The sequence below is a fragment of the Luteibacter anthropi genome (assembly GCF_023699965.1).
Classification (GTDB): domain Bacteria; phylum Pseudomonadota; class Gammaproteobacteria; order Xanthomonadales; family Rhodanobacteraceae; genus Luteibacter; species Luteibacter anthropi.
In genome coordinates this window covers 3,141,878-3,159,757 of the sequence record NZ_CP077072.1, presented here as the reverse complement: position 1 = coordinate 3,159,757, position 17,880 = coordinate 3,141,878, and the positions used below count along the sequence as shown (strand labels likewise).

Below are 17,880 nucleotides of genomic sequence, written 5' to 3'. Positions count from 1 at the left end.
ATGGACGCTCCGTAGTAAAGCAGCCTTTGGAGGCTTCGCTGCGTAGGAAGGGCTCGCCTTACGGCCTCGCGTTCGGCGCTCGAACGTGGCTAAGAACGAGCCAGCGGGGGCGGCCCTCCCCACGCTGCCGCAAGCTGCTTGCTCGCCGCACGTCGCGACAGCCTGCTCACGCTCCACACATTGCGACCACCTGCTTCTGTAGGAGCGTGCTTGCGCGCGACCAGTGGTACGAATGGGTTGATGGTTTTCGTGACAACCGGTCGCGCGCAAGCACGCTCCTACAGTTCTTCCAGGCGCAGGCGGGCGGAGGCCAGGAGGCGGCTGATGCGGTCGGCAGCTTCTTTTGATTGCGCAGCCAGGACGCGGACTTCTTCTGCCACCACGCCGAAGCCTTTGCCTTCGGCACCTGCGCGTGCTGCCTCGATGGCGGCGTTGAGGGAAAGGACGTGGGTCTGGAAGGAGATTTTCGAGACAGTCGACGCAATGGTCTCCACGCGGCTGGTGAGGTCGAGGACGTGGCTGTCGGTATCGTGACGTGCGGTGACATCCTGGCCGTGCATCACCAGCCTTGCCGAACGGCCTTCCGAATCGCGGATGACGCTTACCGTGGCCGTGACGCGCAGGTCGCCACCGTCGTGACGCTCCAGCACCATCGATGCCGGCGCGTCGCGCTGGTCGTCCAATGCCGCGCGGCCCGAGGCGCCCACGGCTTCGAGGATGTTGGCGTTGCCGCGCGGTGCTTCGCCGCCCAGCAAATCGCGCAACAGGGGGTTGCCCGTCAGCCAGCAGCCATCCAGTGCCCATTCGGCAACGAGGTTGCTGCGGTCGATGGCCTGGAGGCGGATGCGGTCTTCCTCGCTGCGCAGCTTGGAGTTTGTGATGTTCGCCATGATCGCGACGAATTTTTCGATGGCTCCGCCGTCCGCCCGCACGGGATTGATCACCATCGATACCCAGTAGGGTTCGCCATCCTTGCGGTAGTTGAGTATTTCTTCGTAGATCGCCTGGCCTGCATGCAGGCGCTGACGCACCGCCGCTACCGTATGCGGGTTGGTTGCCCTGCCCTGCAAGACATCACCCGGGCGCCGGCCGATGATGTCTTCGGGTGCGAAGCCCGACATGCGCTCGAAGCCATGATTCACATACTCGGTCATACCGGATGCATCGGTGATGATGACGGCGTTGTCCGTGTGATCCGCCACCATCGACAGCAATCGCAGGGCATCGCGACGCGCCACGTCCGCGCTCACGTCGCGTACGAAGGCCGTGTAGTAGATGCCATGGTCCAGACGGATGCGCGACATCGCCAGCGATACCCATAGCTTTGTGCCATCGGCACGCTCAAGCTGCACTTCGCGGCTCGTGCCCACGATGCGGTCGGGCTGGCCTTCGCGATTGGCATCGATCAAGGCATCGTGACCGGCGCGCAATGCAAACGGCACCAGCATCGAGACGTTGCGGCCCAGTACGTCTGCCCGTGGATAGCCCCACAGGTGTTCCGCCGATGCGTTGTAGAAAATAACGTTGTTTGCGGCATCAATCGTCACTACTGCGTCGAGTGCCTGCTCCAGCGTCTGTTCCAGCGTGCGAAAGGCACTCTCGTCCACCGACGTGGCCTCCTTCGCAGGTGCGGTTTCATGCAGCCAGCGCGCAAGCCACCGCGTAATGATCTTCTTCATCGCCCTGCCGTTCCCTTGTCCATGTGGTGTGCGCCGTTAACGGCCGGGCGATGTGACGGCTTGATGCGATGTCAGTCGGCTGCGACTTTCCGCCACGCCGACTCGGGGCAAGGAAACATGTGCTCGCTGACGAAATCGATGAAAACGCGCAGTTTCGGCAGCACGTGCCGTCCCGATGGCCACAGCAGGTTGAAGCAGCTGGATGCGTCGAGGTAGTCGTCGAGCAAGGTCACCACCTCGCCACGCTGCAAGGCGCCACGCGACGAATGATCCGGCACGAAGGCGATGCCGAAGCCGCGCGCGGCAAAGCAGATACGCGTCTGGATATCGTTGCAGATGAGGGATTCGGGGATGCGCAGCTCGGGGCCGTCGTAGCGCAGCGGCCAGGTTTCCAGTCGTCCCGTGCTCGGATAGCGATAGTGCATGCAGTGATGGGCGAGCAGGTCTTCCGGTTTTTTTGGCTCGCCGTGTGCTTGCAGGTAGGCCGGCGATGCGATGAGGTGCCGGTTGAAACTGCCGAGGTAACGCCCTGCAAGTCGTGAGTCCGTCGGTTTGCCCACGCGGATCACGGCATCGAAACCTTCGTCGATCACGTCCACCACGCGATCGGTGAAATCCAGATCGAGCACCACGTCGGGATAGCGTTTCGCGAACTCCGCAAGCAGTGGCAAGGTGAGGTCGTTGACGGTGGGCAGGCTGATGCGCAAACGTCCCTGCGCCGTGCCAAGCCGCTCGGACAGCTCGGCCTTCGCTGCCTCGGCTTCAGTCAGGATGCGCCGGCAGCGCACCAGGAAGAGCTGCCCTTCGGCGGTGAGCGCCACGCTGCGCGTGCTGCGATGAAACAGGCGCACGCCCATGTCCTGTTCCAGCCGCGCGATGGCCTTGCCCACGGCGGCGGCGGTGACACCCAGCGAGCGGCCGGCATCCACGAAGCTGCGTGCATCGGCCACGCGTACGAAGGTCTGGAGGCTGCCCAGGCTGTCCATGGCGGATTCCCATTGCGGACAGATATGTCCGGATACTGGGGAACTGTACCCGCCTTTTTCCCGAATGAGGGAGTTCCTAAGGTGGCAGGTATTCCTTTACCCGAGTATCCGCCATGTCTCCCCAACCCTTCGGTGAGCCGTCCATCGGTCCCGACGGCAGCCTCTGCGCTGCCCCGGAAGCGCCCGTCGCCGACACAGCGCCTTTTCCGCTGGCTGGTCTTATTGCGCTGGCCAGCGGCGGCTTCATCACCATCATCACCGAAGCCTTGCCGGCCGGCCTGCTCCCGACCATGAGCGCCAGCCTCGGCATCAGCCAGGCACTGGTGGGCCAGCTGGTGACGATTTACGCCATCGGCTCGCTGCTGACGGCGATTCCCCTGGTGGCGGCCACGCGGCACCTGGGTCGCAAGCCGTTGCTGATGACGGCCATGGCGGGGTTTCTCTTCGCCAATACCATCACGGCGATGTCGTCGTCGTATCCGCTCATCCTCGTGGCGCGGCTCATTGCCGGCGTGAGTGCGGGCCTGTTGTGGGCGCTGCTCGCCGGATATGCCACGCGCATGGTGTCGCCCTCGCAGCAGACACGCGCCATGGCGATCGCCATGGCTGGCGCGCCGCTGGCGCTGTCCCTGGGCATCCCGGCAGGCACCCTGCTCGGCCAGCAGATAGGCTGGCGCTGGAGCTTCGGCATCATGTCGATGCTGAGCTTCGTGTTGCTGGTATGGGTACGTGCGACGCTGCCCGACTTCGCCGGCCAGCGTGACGGCGGGCCGCTCGATCTGCGCCGTGTCTTCCGCCTGCCGGGCGTGGCGCAGGTGCTGGGTACGATGCTGGTGTTCGTGCTTGCGCACAACGTGCTCTACACCTATGTGGCACCCGTGCTTGCCGTGGCAGGCGTGGGCGATAAGGTGGATCGCTATCTGATGCTGTTCGGTGTGGCGTCTATCGTTGGCATCTGGGTCGCCGGTGCACTGGGTGACCGGATGATGCGCACGCTGGTGCTGCTGGGCATCGTCGGTTTTCTCGGTGCCACGGCGGCGATTGCCCTGTGGCCGGCATCGCCTGCCGTGCTGGCCGCGGCGCTCGGCGTGTGGGGGCTGGCTTTTGGCGGCTCTCCGGCGCTGCTCCAGACGGCACTGAGTCGTAACGCCGGGGAATCGGCGGACGTGGCCCAGTCGCTACTGGTCACGGGCTGGAACACCGCCGTGGCCGGTGGCGGCCTGCTGGGTGGCGTGATCCTCGACGGCGTGGGTGCCACGGCGCTGTCCTGGGCCGTGTTGCCCATGCTTGCCATCACCTTGTGGATCGGCTGGCATCCACGCGCCTGGCAAAAGCTGGTGTAGGAGCGTGCCTTGCGCGCGACCGGGCGAAGCGAATGAATGAATGGGTTCGCGATAATCGGTCGCGCGCGAGGCGCGCTCCTACAGGAAGCGCTCGCCTTACTTCACTTCGGCGATGTCGCGCACGCTGTATACGTCGATGGCGTATGGCGTGCCCGCGTTGGCGGTGGGGTGGAAGCGGCCGAAGACCGTCGCGCTGGCCTGTGCCCCCGCCGAGGTGATGGCACGGCGGAAAGCCGAGACATCGCGCTTGTGGCTGTTGGCTTCGTCGATATTGAGCGCGATCTGTCCCTGGCACTGGCCGTCGCTGAGGATTGCCGTCTTGCCCTGCGAGCTGGCCACCGCACGCACGGTGACCGTGGTATCGACATAGCGCAAGGCCGTGCCCAGGAGGGTGCAGACCGTATCCGGCGGCGCCTCTTCCACGGTGCGGGCATCGATCTGGCCCGTGGCCAGCGCGAACAGGAGCGCGGCCCCCGCCGCCCTCAGGAATGGATGGATATGCATGGTTTCCCCCTTGCTCGTATCCGCCCGGCGCGCCGGGCAAGGGGAAGATCGTTCCGATTGCCGCATCGCGTCAATAAGAAAAATGCCGGTTCGGCAGCCGGGCCACGGCGGGCTTAGAATGGCCCATGGCTCCGCATCCCCACCTCAGCGTCCGCAGCTACGACGGCGACACCGGCAGCGACCGGCACGAGTACGCCCAGATCGTGCTGCCCGTGCGCGGGCTGGTGTCGCTGGATATCGATGGCCGTGAAGGCCGGGCCGGTGCGGCCATGGCGGCTTTCGTGGCCCAGGATACCCGCCATACCACGGTGGGCGAGGTGCCCAACCGCTCGCTGATCGTGGATCTCGATGCGTCCCTGCTGCCCGGCAATATCACCAGCCGCCTGGCGGAACGTCCCTTCGTGCCCATGACGCCAGCGGCCATGGCGCTCGTGGAATACATGCGGATCACCCTGGACGAGGGCCGACAGACGCCCGAGGCGCTGTCGCTATGGGTACCCCTGCTGCTGGACGCACTCACCCGCGAGGCGCCCCGCCCCGTATCCCGGCTTGCCCGCATCCTGGGTGACGTCGAGAACGCACCTCACCAACCCTGGACAGCCGCCGACATGGCCGCACGCGGCGCCATGAGCGTCAGCCGCCTGCACGAGTTGTTCCGCAGCGAGCTGGACACAACGCCCCGGGCGTGGCTGGCGAATCTGCGCCTGCGGCGTGCCAGCGAACAACTGGTGCGTGGCGACGAGGCCATCGCCCGCATCGCCACGGCATGTGGCTTTGCCGACCAGAGCACTCTCACTCGTGCCATGCGGGATGCCATGGGGATCACGCCTGCCGCGTATCGCCGCCGTCATCGCGAGAACGGGCCGGAAAACGGGTAACTCGCACTGAAGCTGTGACTTCACCTGTAGGAGCGCGACCTGCGCGCGACCGGTTGCCGCGAAAGCCATCACTTCCTTCGCATCACCGGTCGCGCGCAAGGCGCGCTCCTACAGGTGAGGGGCAATCTACTGGTCTGGACTATTCCGTGCTGTCCATCGCGAGACCGTGCCCAAAAACATGTAGTCCCCGCCAAGCCATGCGCATGCTGCTTCAGGCATCCTGACTGGCCTGGACGGAGGCATGCATGGCGGTCACGACGAAAACCTGGCTCGGTATCGCCTGCGGTGTGCTTGCCGGTGCCCTCTGGGGTGCCGTATTCCTGGCGCCGGAACTGGTGGGCGATTTCTCGCCTCTGCAACTGGCGGCCGGTCGCTATCTCGTCTACGGCGCGATATCCGTGGTGCTCTTGCTACCGCGTTGGCCTGCGTTGCGTGGCTGGGTAACGGCATCGCATTGGCGCACGTTGGCGGGGCTGGGACTGCTCGGTAACATCGTTTACTACGTCGCCGTCGCTGCCGCCGTGCAATGGGGTGGTGTCGCGGTCACGTCGCTGGTGATCGGTTTCCTGCCTGTCTGCATCACGCTGATCGGAAGCCGCGATCATGGCGCGGTGCCACTGCGAAGGCTGGCACCGTCCCTGCTGCTCAGCGTCGTCGCCATTGCCTGCATCGGTTGGCAATCGTTTGGCGACACCACGAGCACCCGCACATCGTTCGAACGCATCGCCGGCCTGGCCTGCGCCGCGATCGCCCTTGTCTCCTGGACGATCTACGCCATCCGCAACGCGCGGTGGCTGGCCCGGCTTGAGCACGTGTCGTCGCATGACTGGAACCTGCTGACCGGCGTCGCAACCGGCGCGCTCTCACTGCTGCTGGTGCCTGCTGCGCTGTGGTTCGATCCGCGCGCACATGACATGGCCGCATGGCTGCGATTTGCAGCGGTGAGCACGGGCGTGGCGGTGTTCGCCTCCATCGTGGGCAATGGCCTGTGGAATCGCATGAGCCGCCTGCTGCCACTGACGCTCGTCGGCCAGATGATCCTGTTCGAAACCCTGTTCGCGCTGCTCTACGGATTCCTGTGGGAATCACGCTGGCCGCACCCTGCCGAGTGGGTGGCGATGGTGGCCGTATCCGCCAGCGTAGTGCTATGCGTACGAGCACACAGATCCCCGTAGGAGCGCGCCTTGCGCGCGACCGGTACAGGTCCGGGCGCCCAGTGTTATTCGGTCGCGCGCAAGGCGCGCTCCTACAACGCCCGGGTTGCCTCAGGCGATGTTCGCCAGCGTGGCGCCAGATCCCTGTAGGAGCGCGCCTTGCGCGCGACCGGTCTGGAGTCGTGAGCTCACATTTTCATACCGGTCGCGCGCAAGGCGCGCTCCTACAAGGCTTCTGTCAGGCTTTGCCTGCCGCGATGTTCACGCTGATGGCAATGATGAACACGTTGAAGAAGAAGGCGATGACGCTGTGCATGAGGGCCACGCGACGCAGGTAACGCGTGGTGATCTGCACGTCGGAAACCTGGAACGTCATGCCGATGGTGAAGGAGAAATAGGCGAAGTCCCAGTAATCCGGGTCATCCGTCTTGGGGAAATCGAGGCCCTGGTGCTGCTTGCCGAAATCGCCGTAGTACCCATGCGCGTAGTGCAACGCAAAGAGCGTATTCATGAACGTCCATGAGAGCACGATCGTCAGTGCCGCCACGGCGATATCCATCACCCCGCCCTTCCCCGACGATTGCAGTTCCGTGCTGACCGCGGCGAGCACCACGGTGGACAACGCCACCCCGCTCAGCAAGGTCGTCCAGCGACCACTGTCCTGTAGCCGCGCCTGGTGCCGCATATGCGTTGCGTTGGCCTCACGGAAAATCACGATGATGGAAACGAGATAAACCACCGCCCCAAGATCGAACCCGAGCAGGAGCGACAGCCGCACAGGCAGCCCGAGCGACACCATGAGCACACCGGCAGCGATGGCAACCACTGCCGCGATAAGCAGTCGTGGCCGCGCCTTGATATAGCGAAGCGGGCCCAAGGTTTTGCGTGATGTCGGTTCAGTCATGCAGCACTCCTCGGATCTGCCCGGACTATACGCCGCACATGGTAAAGACACAGAGCCCTGTAGGAGCGCGCCTTGCGCGCGACCGGTACAGGTCCGTGCGCCCGGTGATATCCAGTCGCGCGCGAGGCGCGCTCCTACAACGTCCGGGTAGCCTCAGGCGGTGTTCGCCAGCGTGGCGCCCGCCCCCCTGTAGGAGCGCGCCTTGCGCGCGACCGGTACAGGTCCGTGCGCCCGGTGATATCCGGTCGCGCGCGAGGCGCGCTCCTACAACGTCCGGATAGCCTCAGGCGATGTTCGCCAGCGTGGTGCCAGATCCCTGTAGGAGCGCGCCTTGCGCGCGACCGGGGTGGAATCGTGTGTTCACCGTTTCATAACGGTCGCGCGCGAGGCGCGCTCCTACAGGGAGACGTGTTTTCGTCAGGTTGATCGCGCGGGGGTCAGGGTTCGGTTATCAGTTCGCGCATGACGGTGGTGGCGTAGGCGCCGGACGGCAGGGCGAACTGCACTTCGAGGGCGCCATCGTCCAGCCAGCGCCAGGACAGGTCGGTGGGCTTCAGACGCAGTGCGCGGCGCTCCTGGTCCATGCGGGCACCGGCAAGGCCCGTGACGATATCGGGATCGCGGGCCGCCACCGAGCGTTCCAGCTCGCCTGCCGCATCGCCCGCCGGCGTTTCACCCTGCCCCCACAATGGCCCCGTGGGGTGGATGTCGAAGCGGGCCACGCGTTCGGCCAGCGTGTCGTTGAATGCCTCGGGCCCGAACCATGAGCGCGAGCCATCGAGGCCCCAGATCTCGCCTTCCATCTGCGTATCCCAGTTGCCCGCACGCACGCGCTCCGCCAGCACGCCATTGAAGATGTGCGAGCGAGCCGCAGACAGCAGGATCGAGCGCTTGTCGCGATCCACGCGGCGGCCGGCGAACATGGCCTTGGCCTGCTCGACGTTGCGACCGCCGAGGCCGAAGCGCTGTTCGCCGAAGTAGTTGGGAACGCCACGTGCCGCGATGGAGGCAAGACGTTCCTCGGCCGCCGCACGATCACCTTCGATATCGCGCAGGACCAGCACGAAACGATTGCCCCGCAACGCGCCGCGTTTGATCTTGCGCGAGTGCCGGCCAAGCGAGGTCAGCGTAACGTCAGCATGCGGGAACGTGGTCCAGTCCGGTTCCGCCTTGCCCGGCAGCTGCACGGTGAAGACCTGCGTGGTGACGGCATGGCGATCCTTCATGCCCGCAAAGCCCACGTTGAGTGGCGGCACGCCGGCGAACTTCGCTACTTCGCGTGCTACCCAGTCGGTATTGGCGCCGCGCTTTTCCACACGCAGGAAGACATGCTCGCCTGCACCATCCGGCTCGTAGCCCAGGATTTCATCCACACGGAAGTCGTCCGGCGTGGAACGCAGGCGGGCGCGCAGCGGCGGCACGCCGAAGGCATGGGGCAGGACATCGTCGGTCATGGATAAAACGCCTTACAGAAGGAACAGGGTGGCAAGCCCGAGGAAGATGAAAAAACCACCGCTGTCGGTGACGGCGGTGATGAGAACGCTGGAGCCCAGCGCAGGATCGCGCCCGAGCTTCACCATCAGCATGGGAATGCCAACACCCATGAAGGCGGCCAGCAGCAGGTTGAGTGTCATCGCGGCGGTCATCACGACACCGAGCGAGGCGCTGCCGTAAAGCAGGTAGGCAACGACGCCGATGGCACCGCCCCACACGACGCCGTTGAACAGGGCCACGCCCAGTTCCTTGCGCCACAGGCGGCGGACCTGCGATACACCGACCTGCTCCAGCGCCATGGCACGCACGATCATCGTGATGGTCTGGTTGCCGGAGTTGCCACCGATGCCGGCCACGATGGGCATGAGCGTCGCCAGCGCCACCAGTTTCTCGATGGAATGCTCGAACAGGCCGATGACGCGCGAGGCGATGAAGGCGGTGACGAGGTTGATCGCCAGCCACGCCCAGCGGTTGCGCACCGATTTCCACACCGAAGCGAAGATGTCTTCTTCCTCGCGCAGGCCGCCGCGCGACAGCGCCTCGGTTTCGCTTTCCTCGCGGATGAAGTCGAGCATCGCATCCACGGCGATGCGGCCGATGAGATGCATGTTGGCATCGACGACGGGTGCGGTGACGAGGTCGTAGCGCTCGAACGCCTGGGCCACGTCGTAGGCGTCGTCTTCGGGACGGAAGGTGTTCACGTCCGGCGCCATGATCTCGTGGACCATCTTGTCCGGCGAATTCACCAGCAGCCAGTGCAACGGCAGCACCCCCGTCAGCACGCTCTCGTTATTCACGACGAAGAGCTTGTCGGTCTGCGCGGGCAGTTCGTCGAAGCGGCGCAGGTAACGCAGCACCACTTCGAGGCTGATGTCCTCGCGAATGGTGACCATGTCGAAATCCATCAACGCGCCGACCTGGTCGTCCTCGTAGGACATGGCCGCCTGCACGCGCTCGCGCTCCTGCGCGTCGAGGCTGGCCATGAGTTCCGGCAGCACCTCGGTGGGCAGGTCGTCCACGAGGTCGGCCAGCTCATCGGCGTCCAGCGGTTCGACGGCGGCGAGGATTTCGCGGTCGTCCATGTCCGCGATGAGCGATTCGCGGACCGAGTCGGACACTTCGAGCAGGATTTCACCGTCCTGGTCGGACTTCACCCGTTGCCAGACGGCGAGGCGGTCTTCCAGCGGCAGCGCTTCGAGAACATCAGCGAGGTCGGCCGGGTGCAGTTCGTCGAGCCGGGCCTGAAGCTCGGCATCGACCTCCGCCAGCGCATCGTCGCCGGCCGAGGATTCCAGCAGGCCAGTGCGCCGCCGCAACAGTGCGACGATCGCCTCCGGCCTGCCGTGCAGGCGAGGCCCGGAGGACCGGGTCTCGGCCTCGCTCACAGGCGCTCCACGAGCACGCTGGCCATCGCGGCGATGCCTTCGCGGCGGCCGGTGAAGCCCAGGGTCTCGGTGGTGGTGGCCTTGATGCTGATGCGGTCGGTGTCGGTGGCGAGATCCTCGGCGATCGCCTCACGCATGGCCTGCGCGTGCGGATTCACCTTGGGTGCCTCGCAGATCACCGTGATGTCGGCATTGACCAGCGCGTAACCGCGCTCGCGCAACATGTCGCGAACGGCACGCACGAAGCTGCGGCTGTCGGCGCCATGCCATTTTTCGTCGGTGGGCGGAAAGTGCTTGCCGATGTCGCCCAGCGCCAGCGAACCCAGCAGCGCATCGCACAGCGCATGCAGCACGACATCGCCATCGGAATGGGCAAGCAGGCCGTGCGTGTGCGACACGCGCACGCCGCCGAGCATCACGTGGTCGCCCTGCCCGAAAGTGTGGACGTCGAATCCCTGTCCGATACGGATCATCGTGTTCTCTCCAGCAGGAACTCCGCCAGCGCGAAATCCGCGGGCGTGGTTACCTTGATATTGTCTTCCGAGCCTTCCACGAGCAGCGGCGCGTGCCCTGCCCGCTCCATCGCCATCGCTTCATCGCTGACCACGATACCGTCGGTCGCGGCAAGGCGAAGTGCACGCGCCAGCTCGCCGCGACGAAACATCTGCGGGGTGAAGGCACGCCAGCGACCATCGCGCGGTTCGGTGGCGACACTGTGACAACCGGCATCGGCACGTTTCAGGGTGTCGCGCAACGGCGCCCCAAGCAGACCGCCACCGGCCTCGCCGGCCAGGTCGATCAGGCGCGAGATGTCGGCGGCGCGCACGCAGGGTCGCGCGGCGTCATGCACCAGCACGAAGGCGTCGTCGGATACGTCGGCCGGCAAGGCGTCGATGCCTGCCAGCACGGAATAACTGCGCTCGCTGCCGCCGATGGCGGTAAGCAGCGGCTTGCCCAGGATGTGGTCCGTGGCGGCGAAGTGTTCGTCGTCGGCCGCGATCACCACCAGCAGGCCGGCGATGCGCGGATGCGCGGCCAGCCGTTCCAGGGTGTGGTCCATCAGCGGTCGCCCGGCAACCGCCTGGTATTGCTTCGGCCGGTCGCCGCCGGCCCGGACGCCCTTGCCGGCGGCCGGTAATACGCACCAGAGCGCATCCATCACTGGCCGCCGGTAACGGGCGGCGGAGGCGGAGGCGCGCTGGTCGCGGCCCCCGGCTCCACCACCTGGTAGAACGTCTCGCCGGGCTTGATGAGGCCCAGTTCCTGGCGCGCACGCGCTTCCGTCGCCTGCTCGCCGTGCTTGAGGTCTTCCACGTCGGCGGCCAGGGCCTGGTTGCGCGTCTGCAACGATGCGTTCTCGTCGGTCTGTTTCTTGACCGATGCCCGCAGGGAATCCACCTCGGCCATGCCCCCACCGCCGACCCACAGCTTGAGCTGCAGCGCGATGAGGATCATGACCAGGATCAGACCGACCCAGCGGAGGATGGCCGCGTTGCTCAAGGCCTGGCTCAGCCCGGCAGCTTGGACAGGTTGGGGAACGCGTGGCGACCGGCGTACTTCGCCTTGGCGCCCAGGGCTTCCTCGATGCGCAGCAGCTGGTTGTACTTGGCAACGCGATCGGTACGGCAGAGCGAGCCGGTCTTGATCTGCGTGGCGGTGGTGGCCACGGCGATGTCGGAAATGGTGGTGTCTTCCGTTTCGCCCGAGCGGTGCGAGACGATGGCGGCGTACTTCGCGCGGTCGGCCATGGCGATGGCTTCGAGCGTTTCGGTGAGCGTGCCGATCTGGTTGACCTTGATGAGGATCGCGTTGGCGATCTTCTTGTCGATGCCTTCCTGGAAGATCTTCGGATTGGTCACGAACAGATCGTCGCCGACCAGCTGGATGCCACCGTTGACCACCTTGGTGAGGTGCGCCCAGCCATCCCAGTCGCCTTCGGCCATGCCGTCTTCGATGGTGACGATCGGATACTGCTTCGCCCACGAGGCCAGGGTGTCCACCCACTGTTCCGGCGTGAAGACCTTGCCTTCGCCTTCGAGGTCGTACTTGCCGTCCTTGAAGAACTCGGAGCTGGCCACGTCGAGGCCCAGCAGGATGTCGCTGCCCATCTTGAAGCCGGCCGCGTTCACCGCTTCGAGGATGGTGTCGAGCGCTGCCACGTTGGACTTCAGGTTCGGCGCGAAGCCGCCTTCGTCGCCCACGGCGGTGTTGAGGCCGGCCTTCTTGAGCACGGACTTCAGCGCGTGGAAGATCTCGGCGCCGTAACGCAGTGCCTCGGCGAAGCTCGGCGCGCCGACGGGCAGCACCATGAACTCCTGCACGTCGACGTTGTTGTCGGCATGGGCGCCGCCGTTGATGATGTTCATCATCGGCACCGGCAGCGAGCCGCCGCCGTCCACCATCAGGTACTGCCACAGGGCCTGCTTCTTCGAAGCGGCCACGGCATGCGCGGCGGCCATGGAAACGCCCAGCAGCGCGTTGGCGCCCAGGTTGCCCTTGTTGTCGGTGCCGTCCAGGGCGATGAGCTTGCCGTCCAGGCCCTTCTGGTCGGCCGCGTCGTAACCGGCCAGCGCCTTGGCGATGGTGGTGTTGACGTTTTCGACCGCCTTTTTCACGCCCTTGCCGCCGTAGCGGGATGTGTCGCCGTCGCGCAGCTCCACCGCTTCGCGGGTGCCGGTGGACGCGCCGCTGGGCACGGCCGCGCGGCCGAACGAACCGTCGGCGAGGGTGACCTCGGCTTCGAGGGTGGGATTGCCGCGGGAATCGAGGATTTCGCGGGCGTGGATCTTGGTGATGGACGTGGTCATGCGCTTCCCGTTACGAGGTGGAATGACGGAACACGGCCGCGGCGCGCATGAGCGCGCCGCGGCCGGAGACAGGGGGAATATAAGACGATGCGACGCGCGTGAGCCAGTACGGACGACGCGCGGGCATGCACATCGTCAGGCGTGGTCCTTGAAACCGCGGCGCTTCACGGCCTGGTCGAGCTCCAGGAGCGTTTCGAGGAGTTCTTCCATCTGGTCGAGCGGCCAGGCGTTGGGACCGTCGCTGAGGGCCTTGGCCGGCTCCGGATGCGTCTCGGCGAACAGGCCCGACACACCCACGGCCACCGCCGCACGGGCCAGCACCGGCACGAATTCGCGCTGACCGCCCGAGCTGGTGCCCTGGCCGCCCGGCAGCTGCACCGAATGGGTGGCGTCGAACACCACGGGGCAACCGGTTTCGCGCATCACCGCCAGCGAACGCATGTCGGAGACGAGGTTGTTGTAGCCGAAGCTGGCACCGCGCTCGCAGACCAGGATGTCGTGGTTGCCGACATCGAAGGCCTTCTGCACCACGTTCTTCATGTCCCAGGGGGCGAGGAACTGGCCTTTCTTGATGTTCACCGGCTTGCCGGCGCGGGCCACGTTCTGGATGAAGTCGGTCTGGCGGCAGAGGAAGGCCGGGGTCTGGAGTACATCGACGACCGAGGCGACCTCGTTCATCGGCGTGTATTCGTGCACGTCGGTGATGACCGGCACGCCGATCTGCTTCTTCACTTCGGCCAGCACCTTGAGGCCTTCTTCGAGTCCCGGGCCACGGAAGCTGGCACCCGAGGAACGATTGGCCTTGTCGAAGCTGGACTTGAAGATGAAGTTGACGCCGAGGCGGTCGGTGATTTCCTTGAGCTTGCCCGCGACATCGAGCTGCAGCTGCATCGACTCGATGACGCAGGGTCCGGCGATCAGGAACAGCGGCTGGTCGAGGCCAACCTCGAAACCACACAGTTTCATGCAGCGGACTCCTCGGAGCGGGCGGCGAGCTTCTCGCCGTCGCGCACGGCCTTGAATTCGCGCGCGGCACGCACGAAACCGATGAACAGCGGATGGCCTTCGCGCGGGGTGGAGGTGAATTCCGGATGCGCCTGGCAGCCGAGGAACCACGGATGCGTCTGGCGCGGCAGTTCGACCACTTCGACCAGCAGGTCGTCCATGGACTTGCCCGAGATCACGAGGCCCTTGTCTTCGAAGGACTGGCGATAGCGGTTGTTGAATTCGTAGCGGTGACGATGACGCTCGCGGACGACTTCCTCGCCGTACATCTCGCGGGCCAGCGTGCCGGCCTTGAGGCGGCACTCCTGCGCACCCAGGCGCATGGTGCCGCCGAGGTCGGAGCGCTCGCTGCGCGTTTCGACTTCGCCCGAGGCGGTGGTCCACTCGGTGATGAGGCCGATGACCGGGTCGGGCGTGTTGCGATCGTTCTCGCTGGAATCGGCCTGCTTGAGGCCGGCAATGTTGCGGGCGAAATCGACCACGGCGGCATGCATGCCGTAGCAGATGCCAAAGTACGGCACGCCGTTTTCGCGAGCGTATTGCGCGGCGAGGATCTTGCCCTCGAAGCCACGCTTGCCGAAACCGCCCGGCACGAGGATCGCATCCACGCCGCCAAGCACCTCTTTGGCGCCACGGGCTTCCACTTCCTCGGAATCGACCCACTGCAGGCTCACGCGGGTGGCCTGCTTGATGCCGCCATGGCGCAGGGCTTCGCCCAGCGACTTGTAGGCATCCTTGTGTTCGACGTACTTGCCGACGATGGCGATGTTGACCTCGTCGCGCGGATGCTCCACGGCTTCCACCGTGCGGATCCAGCTGGAGAGATCGGCCGGGCCGGCATCGAGGCCGAGGCGCTTGATGACGAGGTCGTCCAGCCCCTGGTCGTGCAGCCACATGGGCAGCTTGTAGATGACGTCGACATCGATGGTGCTGATGACGGCGTTCTTCGGCACGTTGGTGAACAGCGCGATCTTGTGGCGCTCGCCGTCCGGCAGCGGCTCTTCGCAGCGGCACAGCAGCACGTCGGGCTGGATACCGATGGAGCGCAGCTCCTTCACCGAATGCTGGGTGGGCTTGGTCTTGATCTCGCCCGCGGCCTTGATATACGGCACCAGGGTGAGGTGCACGAACATGCACTTTTCCGGGCCGTGCTCGATGCGCAGCTGGCGGATGGCTTCGAGGAAGGGCAGCGACTCGATGTCGCCCACCGTGCCGCCGATCTCGACCAGGGCCACGTCGAAGCCACGGGTGGCCTCGTGGATGGCGTGCTTGATCTCGTCGGTGATGTGCGGGATGACCTGCACGGTGGCACCGAGGTAATCGCCGCGACGCTCCTTGCGGATCACCGATTCGTAGATCTTGCCGGTGGTGATGGAGTTCTTGCCGGTGAGGCGGGTACGGACGAAACGCTCGTAATGACCCAGGTCGAGGTCGGTCTCGGCACCGTCGTCGGTGACGTAGACCTCGCCATGCTGGAAGGGGCTCATGGTGCCCGGATCCACGTTGATATACGGATCGAGCTTCATCATGGTGACGGAAAGACCGCGCGCCTCGAGAATGGACGCGAGCGATGCCGCTGCGATGCCTTTCCCGAGGGAAGACACCACACCGCCAGTGACGAAAATCAGGGGAGTCATGCGAGCAGCCAGTGCTGGAAATTTGTATTTTACCCGAGTGCGTCCCCGCTCGCGAGGGGTTGGCTGAACGTTCTCCACCCCGCGCGTGCATCGTCGTACCATCGGGTGCATGAGTACCCACACCTCTCCCGTTTCCGCCCGTCTCCAGGCCCTGCGCGACGCCATGGCCCGTGAAGGCGTCGCCGCCGTGGTCGTGCCCACGGCCGATCCCCACCTGTCCGAATACCTGCCTTCACGCTGGCAGGCCCGGGAATGGTTCTCGGGCTTCACCGGCTCGTCCGGCACGCTGGTGGTCACGGCCGATGGCGGTGGCCTGTGGACCGATTCGCGCTACTTCTCCCAGGCACAGACCGAACTGGCGGGCAGCGGCCTGCCGTTGATGAAGCTCAATACCGGGAACACGCCCGATCACGCCACCTGGCTGGCCGAAAGGATCGGTGAAGGCGAGAGCGTCGCCCTGGCCGGCGACAGCGTGGCCGTCACTTCAGCCGACGCCCTGGCCCAACGGCTGAAGAAGCGCGGCGGCCGCCTGCGTACCGACCTCGACCTGCCCGGCCTCGCGTGGCCGGAGCGTCCGGGCAGCCCCGACGCGCCCGTATACGCCCACGAGGCTCCCTTCGCCAGCGTGAGCCGCACCGAGAAGCTGGGCCACGTACGCGAGGCCATGCGCAAGGCCGGGGCCACGCACCATCTGGTGTCCAGCCTCGACGACGTGGCCTGGCTCACCAACCTGCGCGGTGCCGACGTCGATTACAACCCGGTGTTCCTGGCCCACCTGCTGGTCGGCATCGATAGCGCCACCCTTTTCGTGGACGCCGCCAAGCTGCCGGCAGACGTGAAGACCGCCCTCGCGACCGATGGCATCGCCATCGCCGGGTACGGCAGGGCCGCTTCCACCATCGCAGCCCTGCCGGGCGATGCCGTGCTCATGATCGATCCCGCGAAAGTCGTGGTCGCCGTGCTCGAAGGCCTGCCGGCGGGGGTGAGGCAGGTCCACGCGCCCGCCCCGTCCACCGCCCGCAAGGCACGCAAGACGGGCGACGAGCTGGACCACATCCGCGAGGCCATGCGCCGCGACGGCGCGGCCCTGGCCCGGGCCTTCCGCCGCATCGAGGCGGAGCTGGCGGCAGGCAAGGCCGTCACCGAACTGGACGTGGACACCTTCGTCCGTGAGGCCCGCGCCGCGCAACCCGGCTTCGTGGGCGAGAGCTTCTCCACCATCGCCGGATACCAGGCCAACGGCGCCCTACCCCATTACCGCGCCACCCCTGCTCACTTCAGCCCGCTGGCCGCCAAAGGCCTGCTGCTGGTCGACTCGGGTGGCCAGTATCTAGGCGGCACCACCGACATCACCCGCATGCTGGCCCTGGGGCCGGTCACGGACGAGCAGCGCCGTGACTCCACCCTGGTGCTCAAGGGCATGATCGCGCTGTCGCGGGCCCGCTTTCCCGCAGGCGCCAGCGGCCCGCAGCTGGATGCCCTGGCCCGCGCACCGCTCTGGGCGGCCGGCATGGACTTCGGCCACGGCACGGGTCATGGCGTGGGTTATTTCCTCAATGTCCACGAAGGCCCGCACGGCATCCGGCCGCCCGTGGCCGGCGGCGCGCTGGTGCCGCTGGAGACGGGCATGATCACCTCGATCGAGCCGGGCCTCTACAAACCGGGCCGGCACGGCATCCGCCACGAAAACCTGGCCGTGGTGGTGCAGGCCGATACCACCGAGTTCGGCGAGTTCCGGGCCTTCGAAACCCTGACCCTGTGCCCCTTCGACCGGCGCACCCTGGAACCGGCCCTGCTGGAGCCCTCGGAGCGCGCCTGGCTGGACGACTACCACGCCACCGTACGGGCGGCCCTGTCGCCGTTGCTTGAGGGCGAGGATCGTGCGTGGCTCGAATGGCACTGCGCGCCCCTGTAGGAGCGCGCCTCGCGCGCGACCGGCAGGGCGACAAGGCCACATGCCATCAAAGGTGGATCGAAGTTGATACACATCGTTGTCCCGGTCGCGCGCGAGGCGCGCTCCTACAGGGGGGGATCGCCCGGGCTGGTCTCATCGGGTGATACGGCAACCTGTGAGGCTTGACCGATCCGGTGGGCGTCGCCCATC

General features: G+C 66.0%; 16 protein-coding genes. 4 read left to right on the top strand and 12 right to left on the bottom strand.

All coding sequences use genetic code 11. The features are described from left to right. Positions 1–278: 278 nt before the first annotated feature. Positions 279–1,679, bottom strand: coding sequence for a PAS domain S-box protein (locus KR767_RS13760; protein WP_250876675.1), 1,401 nt, complete (start codon positions 1,677–1,679; stop codon positions 279–281). Positions 1,680–1,750: 71 nt separating this feature from the next. Then, positions 1,751–2,665: a LysR family transcriptional regulator gene (locus KR767_RS13755; RefSeq protein WP_166950051.1), complete on the bottom strand. Its 915-nt coding sequence runs from the start codon at positions 2,663–2,665 to the stop codon at positions 1,751–1,753. A 113-nt stretch (positions 2,666–2,778) separates the two neighbouring features. On the opposite strand from KR767_RS13755, the gene KR767_RS13750 reads away from it, so the two are divergent. After that, positions 2,779–4,008 (top strand): MFS transporter, encoded by a 1,230-nt coding sequence (locus tag KR767_RS13750; RefSeq protein ID WP_250876674.1) that lies wholly within the window; start codon positions 2,779–2,781, stop codon positions 4,006–4,008. Between the two features lie 96 nt (positions 4,009–4,104). Here the strand turns inward: KR767_RS13750 and KR767_RS13745 are convergent, their stop codons facing one another. Continuing rightward, positions 4,105–4,512 carry a hypothetical protein gene (locus KR767_RS13745; RefSeq protein WP_250876673.1) on the bottom strand — a complete coding sequence of 136 codons (408 nt, stop codon included), beginning with the start codon at positions 4,510–4,512 and terminating at the stop codon, positions 4,105–4,107. A gap of 125 nt (positions 4,513–4,637) precedes the next feature. Between KR767_RS13745 and KR767_RS13740 the strand changes: the two genes are divergently transcribed. Further along, positions 4,638–5,390 carry an AraC family transcriptional regulator gene (locus tag KR767_RS13740; protein WP_166950045.1) on the top strand — a complete coding sequence of 251 codons (753 nt, stop codon included), beginning with the start codon at positions 4,638–4,640 and terminating at the stop codon, positions 5,388–5,390. 245 nt (positions 5,391–5,635) lie between these two features. Then, positions 5,636–6,565, top strand: a complete 930-nt coding sequence (locus tag KR767_RS13735; RefSeq protein WP_250876672.1) for a DMT family transporter — start codon at positions 5,636–5,638, stop codon at positions 6,563–6,565. 217 nt (positions 6,566–6,782) lie between these two features. On the opposite strand, the gene KR767_RS13730 is transcribed toward KR767_RS13735, so the two are convergent. From KR767_RS13730 to pyrG, 9 genes are all read right to left on the bottom strand, one after another. Further along, a complete protein-coding gene (locus KR767_RS13730) occupies positions 6,783–7,448 on the bottom strand; it encodes a DUF1345 domain-containing protein (RefSeq protein WP_250876671.1) in 666 nt (221 codons plus the stop codon). Between the two features lie 437 nt (positions 7,449–7,885). Further along, complete coding sequence (gene truD, locus KR767_RS13725; RefSeq protein ID WP_250876670.1) at positions 7,886–8,902, bottom strand: tRNA pseudouridine(13) synthase TruD; 1,017 nt, start codon at positions 8,900–8,902, stop codon at positions 7,886–7,888. Positions 8,903–8,914: 12 nt separating this feature from the next. Beyond that, positions 8,915–10,327, bottom strand: coding sequence for a magnesium transporter (gene mgtE, locus KR767_RS13720; protein WP_250876669.1), 1,413 nt, complete (start codon positions 10,325–10,327; stop codon positions 8,915–8,917). After that, positions 10,324–10,800: a 2-C-methyl-D-erythritol 2,4-cyclodiphosphate synthase gene (gene ispF, locus KR767_RS13715; protein ID WP_250876668.1), complete on the bottom strand. Its 477-nt coding sequence runs from the start codon at positions 10,798–10,800 to the stop codon at positions 10,324–10,326. Before ispF ends, mgtE begins: the two co-directional genes overlap by 4 nt. Further along, a complete protein-coding gene (gene ispD, locus KR767_RS13710; protein ID WP_166950033.1) occupies positions 10,797–11,486 on the bottom strand; it encodes a 2-C-methyl-D-erythritol 4-phosphate cytidylyltransferase in 690 nt (229 codons plus the stop codon). The genes ispF and ispD overlap by 4 nt, the downstream gene beginning before the upstream one ends. Beyond that, entirely contained in the window at positions 11,486–11,812 is a 327-nt protein-coding gene (gene ftsB / locus KR767_RS13705; RefSeq protein WP_166950088.1) for a cell division protein FtsB, read from the bottom strand. Before ftsB ends, ispD begins: the two co-directional genes overlap by 1 nt. 23 nt (positions 11,813–11,835) lie before the next feature. Then, positions 11,836–13,134, bottom strand: coding sequence for a phosphopyruvate hydratase (eno, locus tag KR767_RS13700; protein ID WP_250876667.1), 1,299 nt, complete (start codon positions 13,132–13,134; stop codon positions 11,836–11,838). 135 nt (positions 13,135–13,269) lie between these two features. Further along, complete coding sequence (gene kdsA, locus KR767_RS13695) at positions 13,270–14,100, bottom strand: 3-deoxy-8-phosphooctulonate synthase (protein ID WP_250876666.1); 831 nt, start codon at positions 14,098–14,100, stop codon at positions 13,270–13,272. After that, entirely contained in the window at positions 14,097–15,776 is a 1,680-nt protein-coding gene (gene pyrG / locus KR767_RS13690; protein ID WP_166950027.1) for a CTP synthase, read from the bottom strand. Before pyrG ends, kdsA begins: the two co-directional genes overlap by 4 nt. 109 nt (positions 15,777–15,885) lie before the next feature. Here pyrG and KR767_RS13685 point away from each other — a divergent pair, with 109 nt between their 5' ends. Next, positions 15,886–17,691, top strand: a complete 1,806-nt coding sequence (locus KR767_RS13685; protein ID WP_250876665.1) for an aminopeptidase P family protein — start codon at positions 15,886–15,888, stop codon at positions 17,689–17,691. The last annotated feature ends 189 nt before the right edge of the window (positions 17,692–17,880 follow it).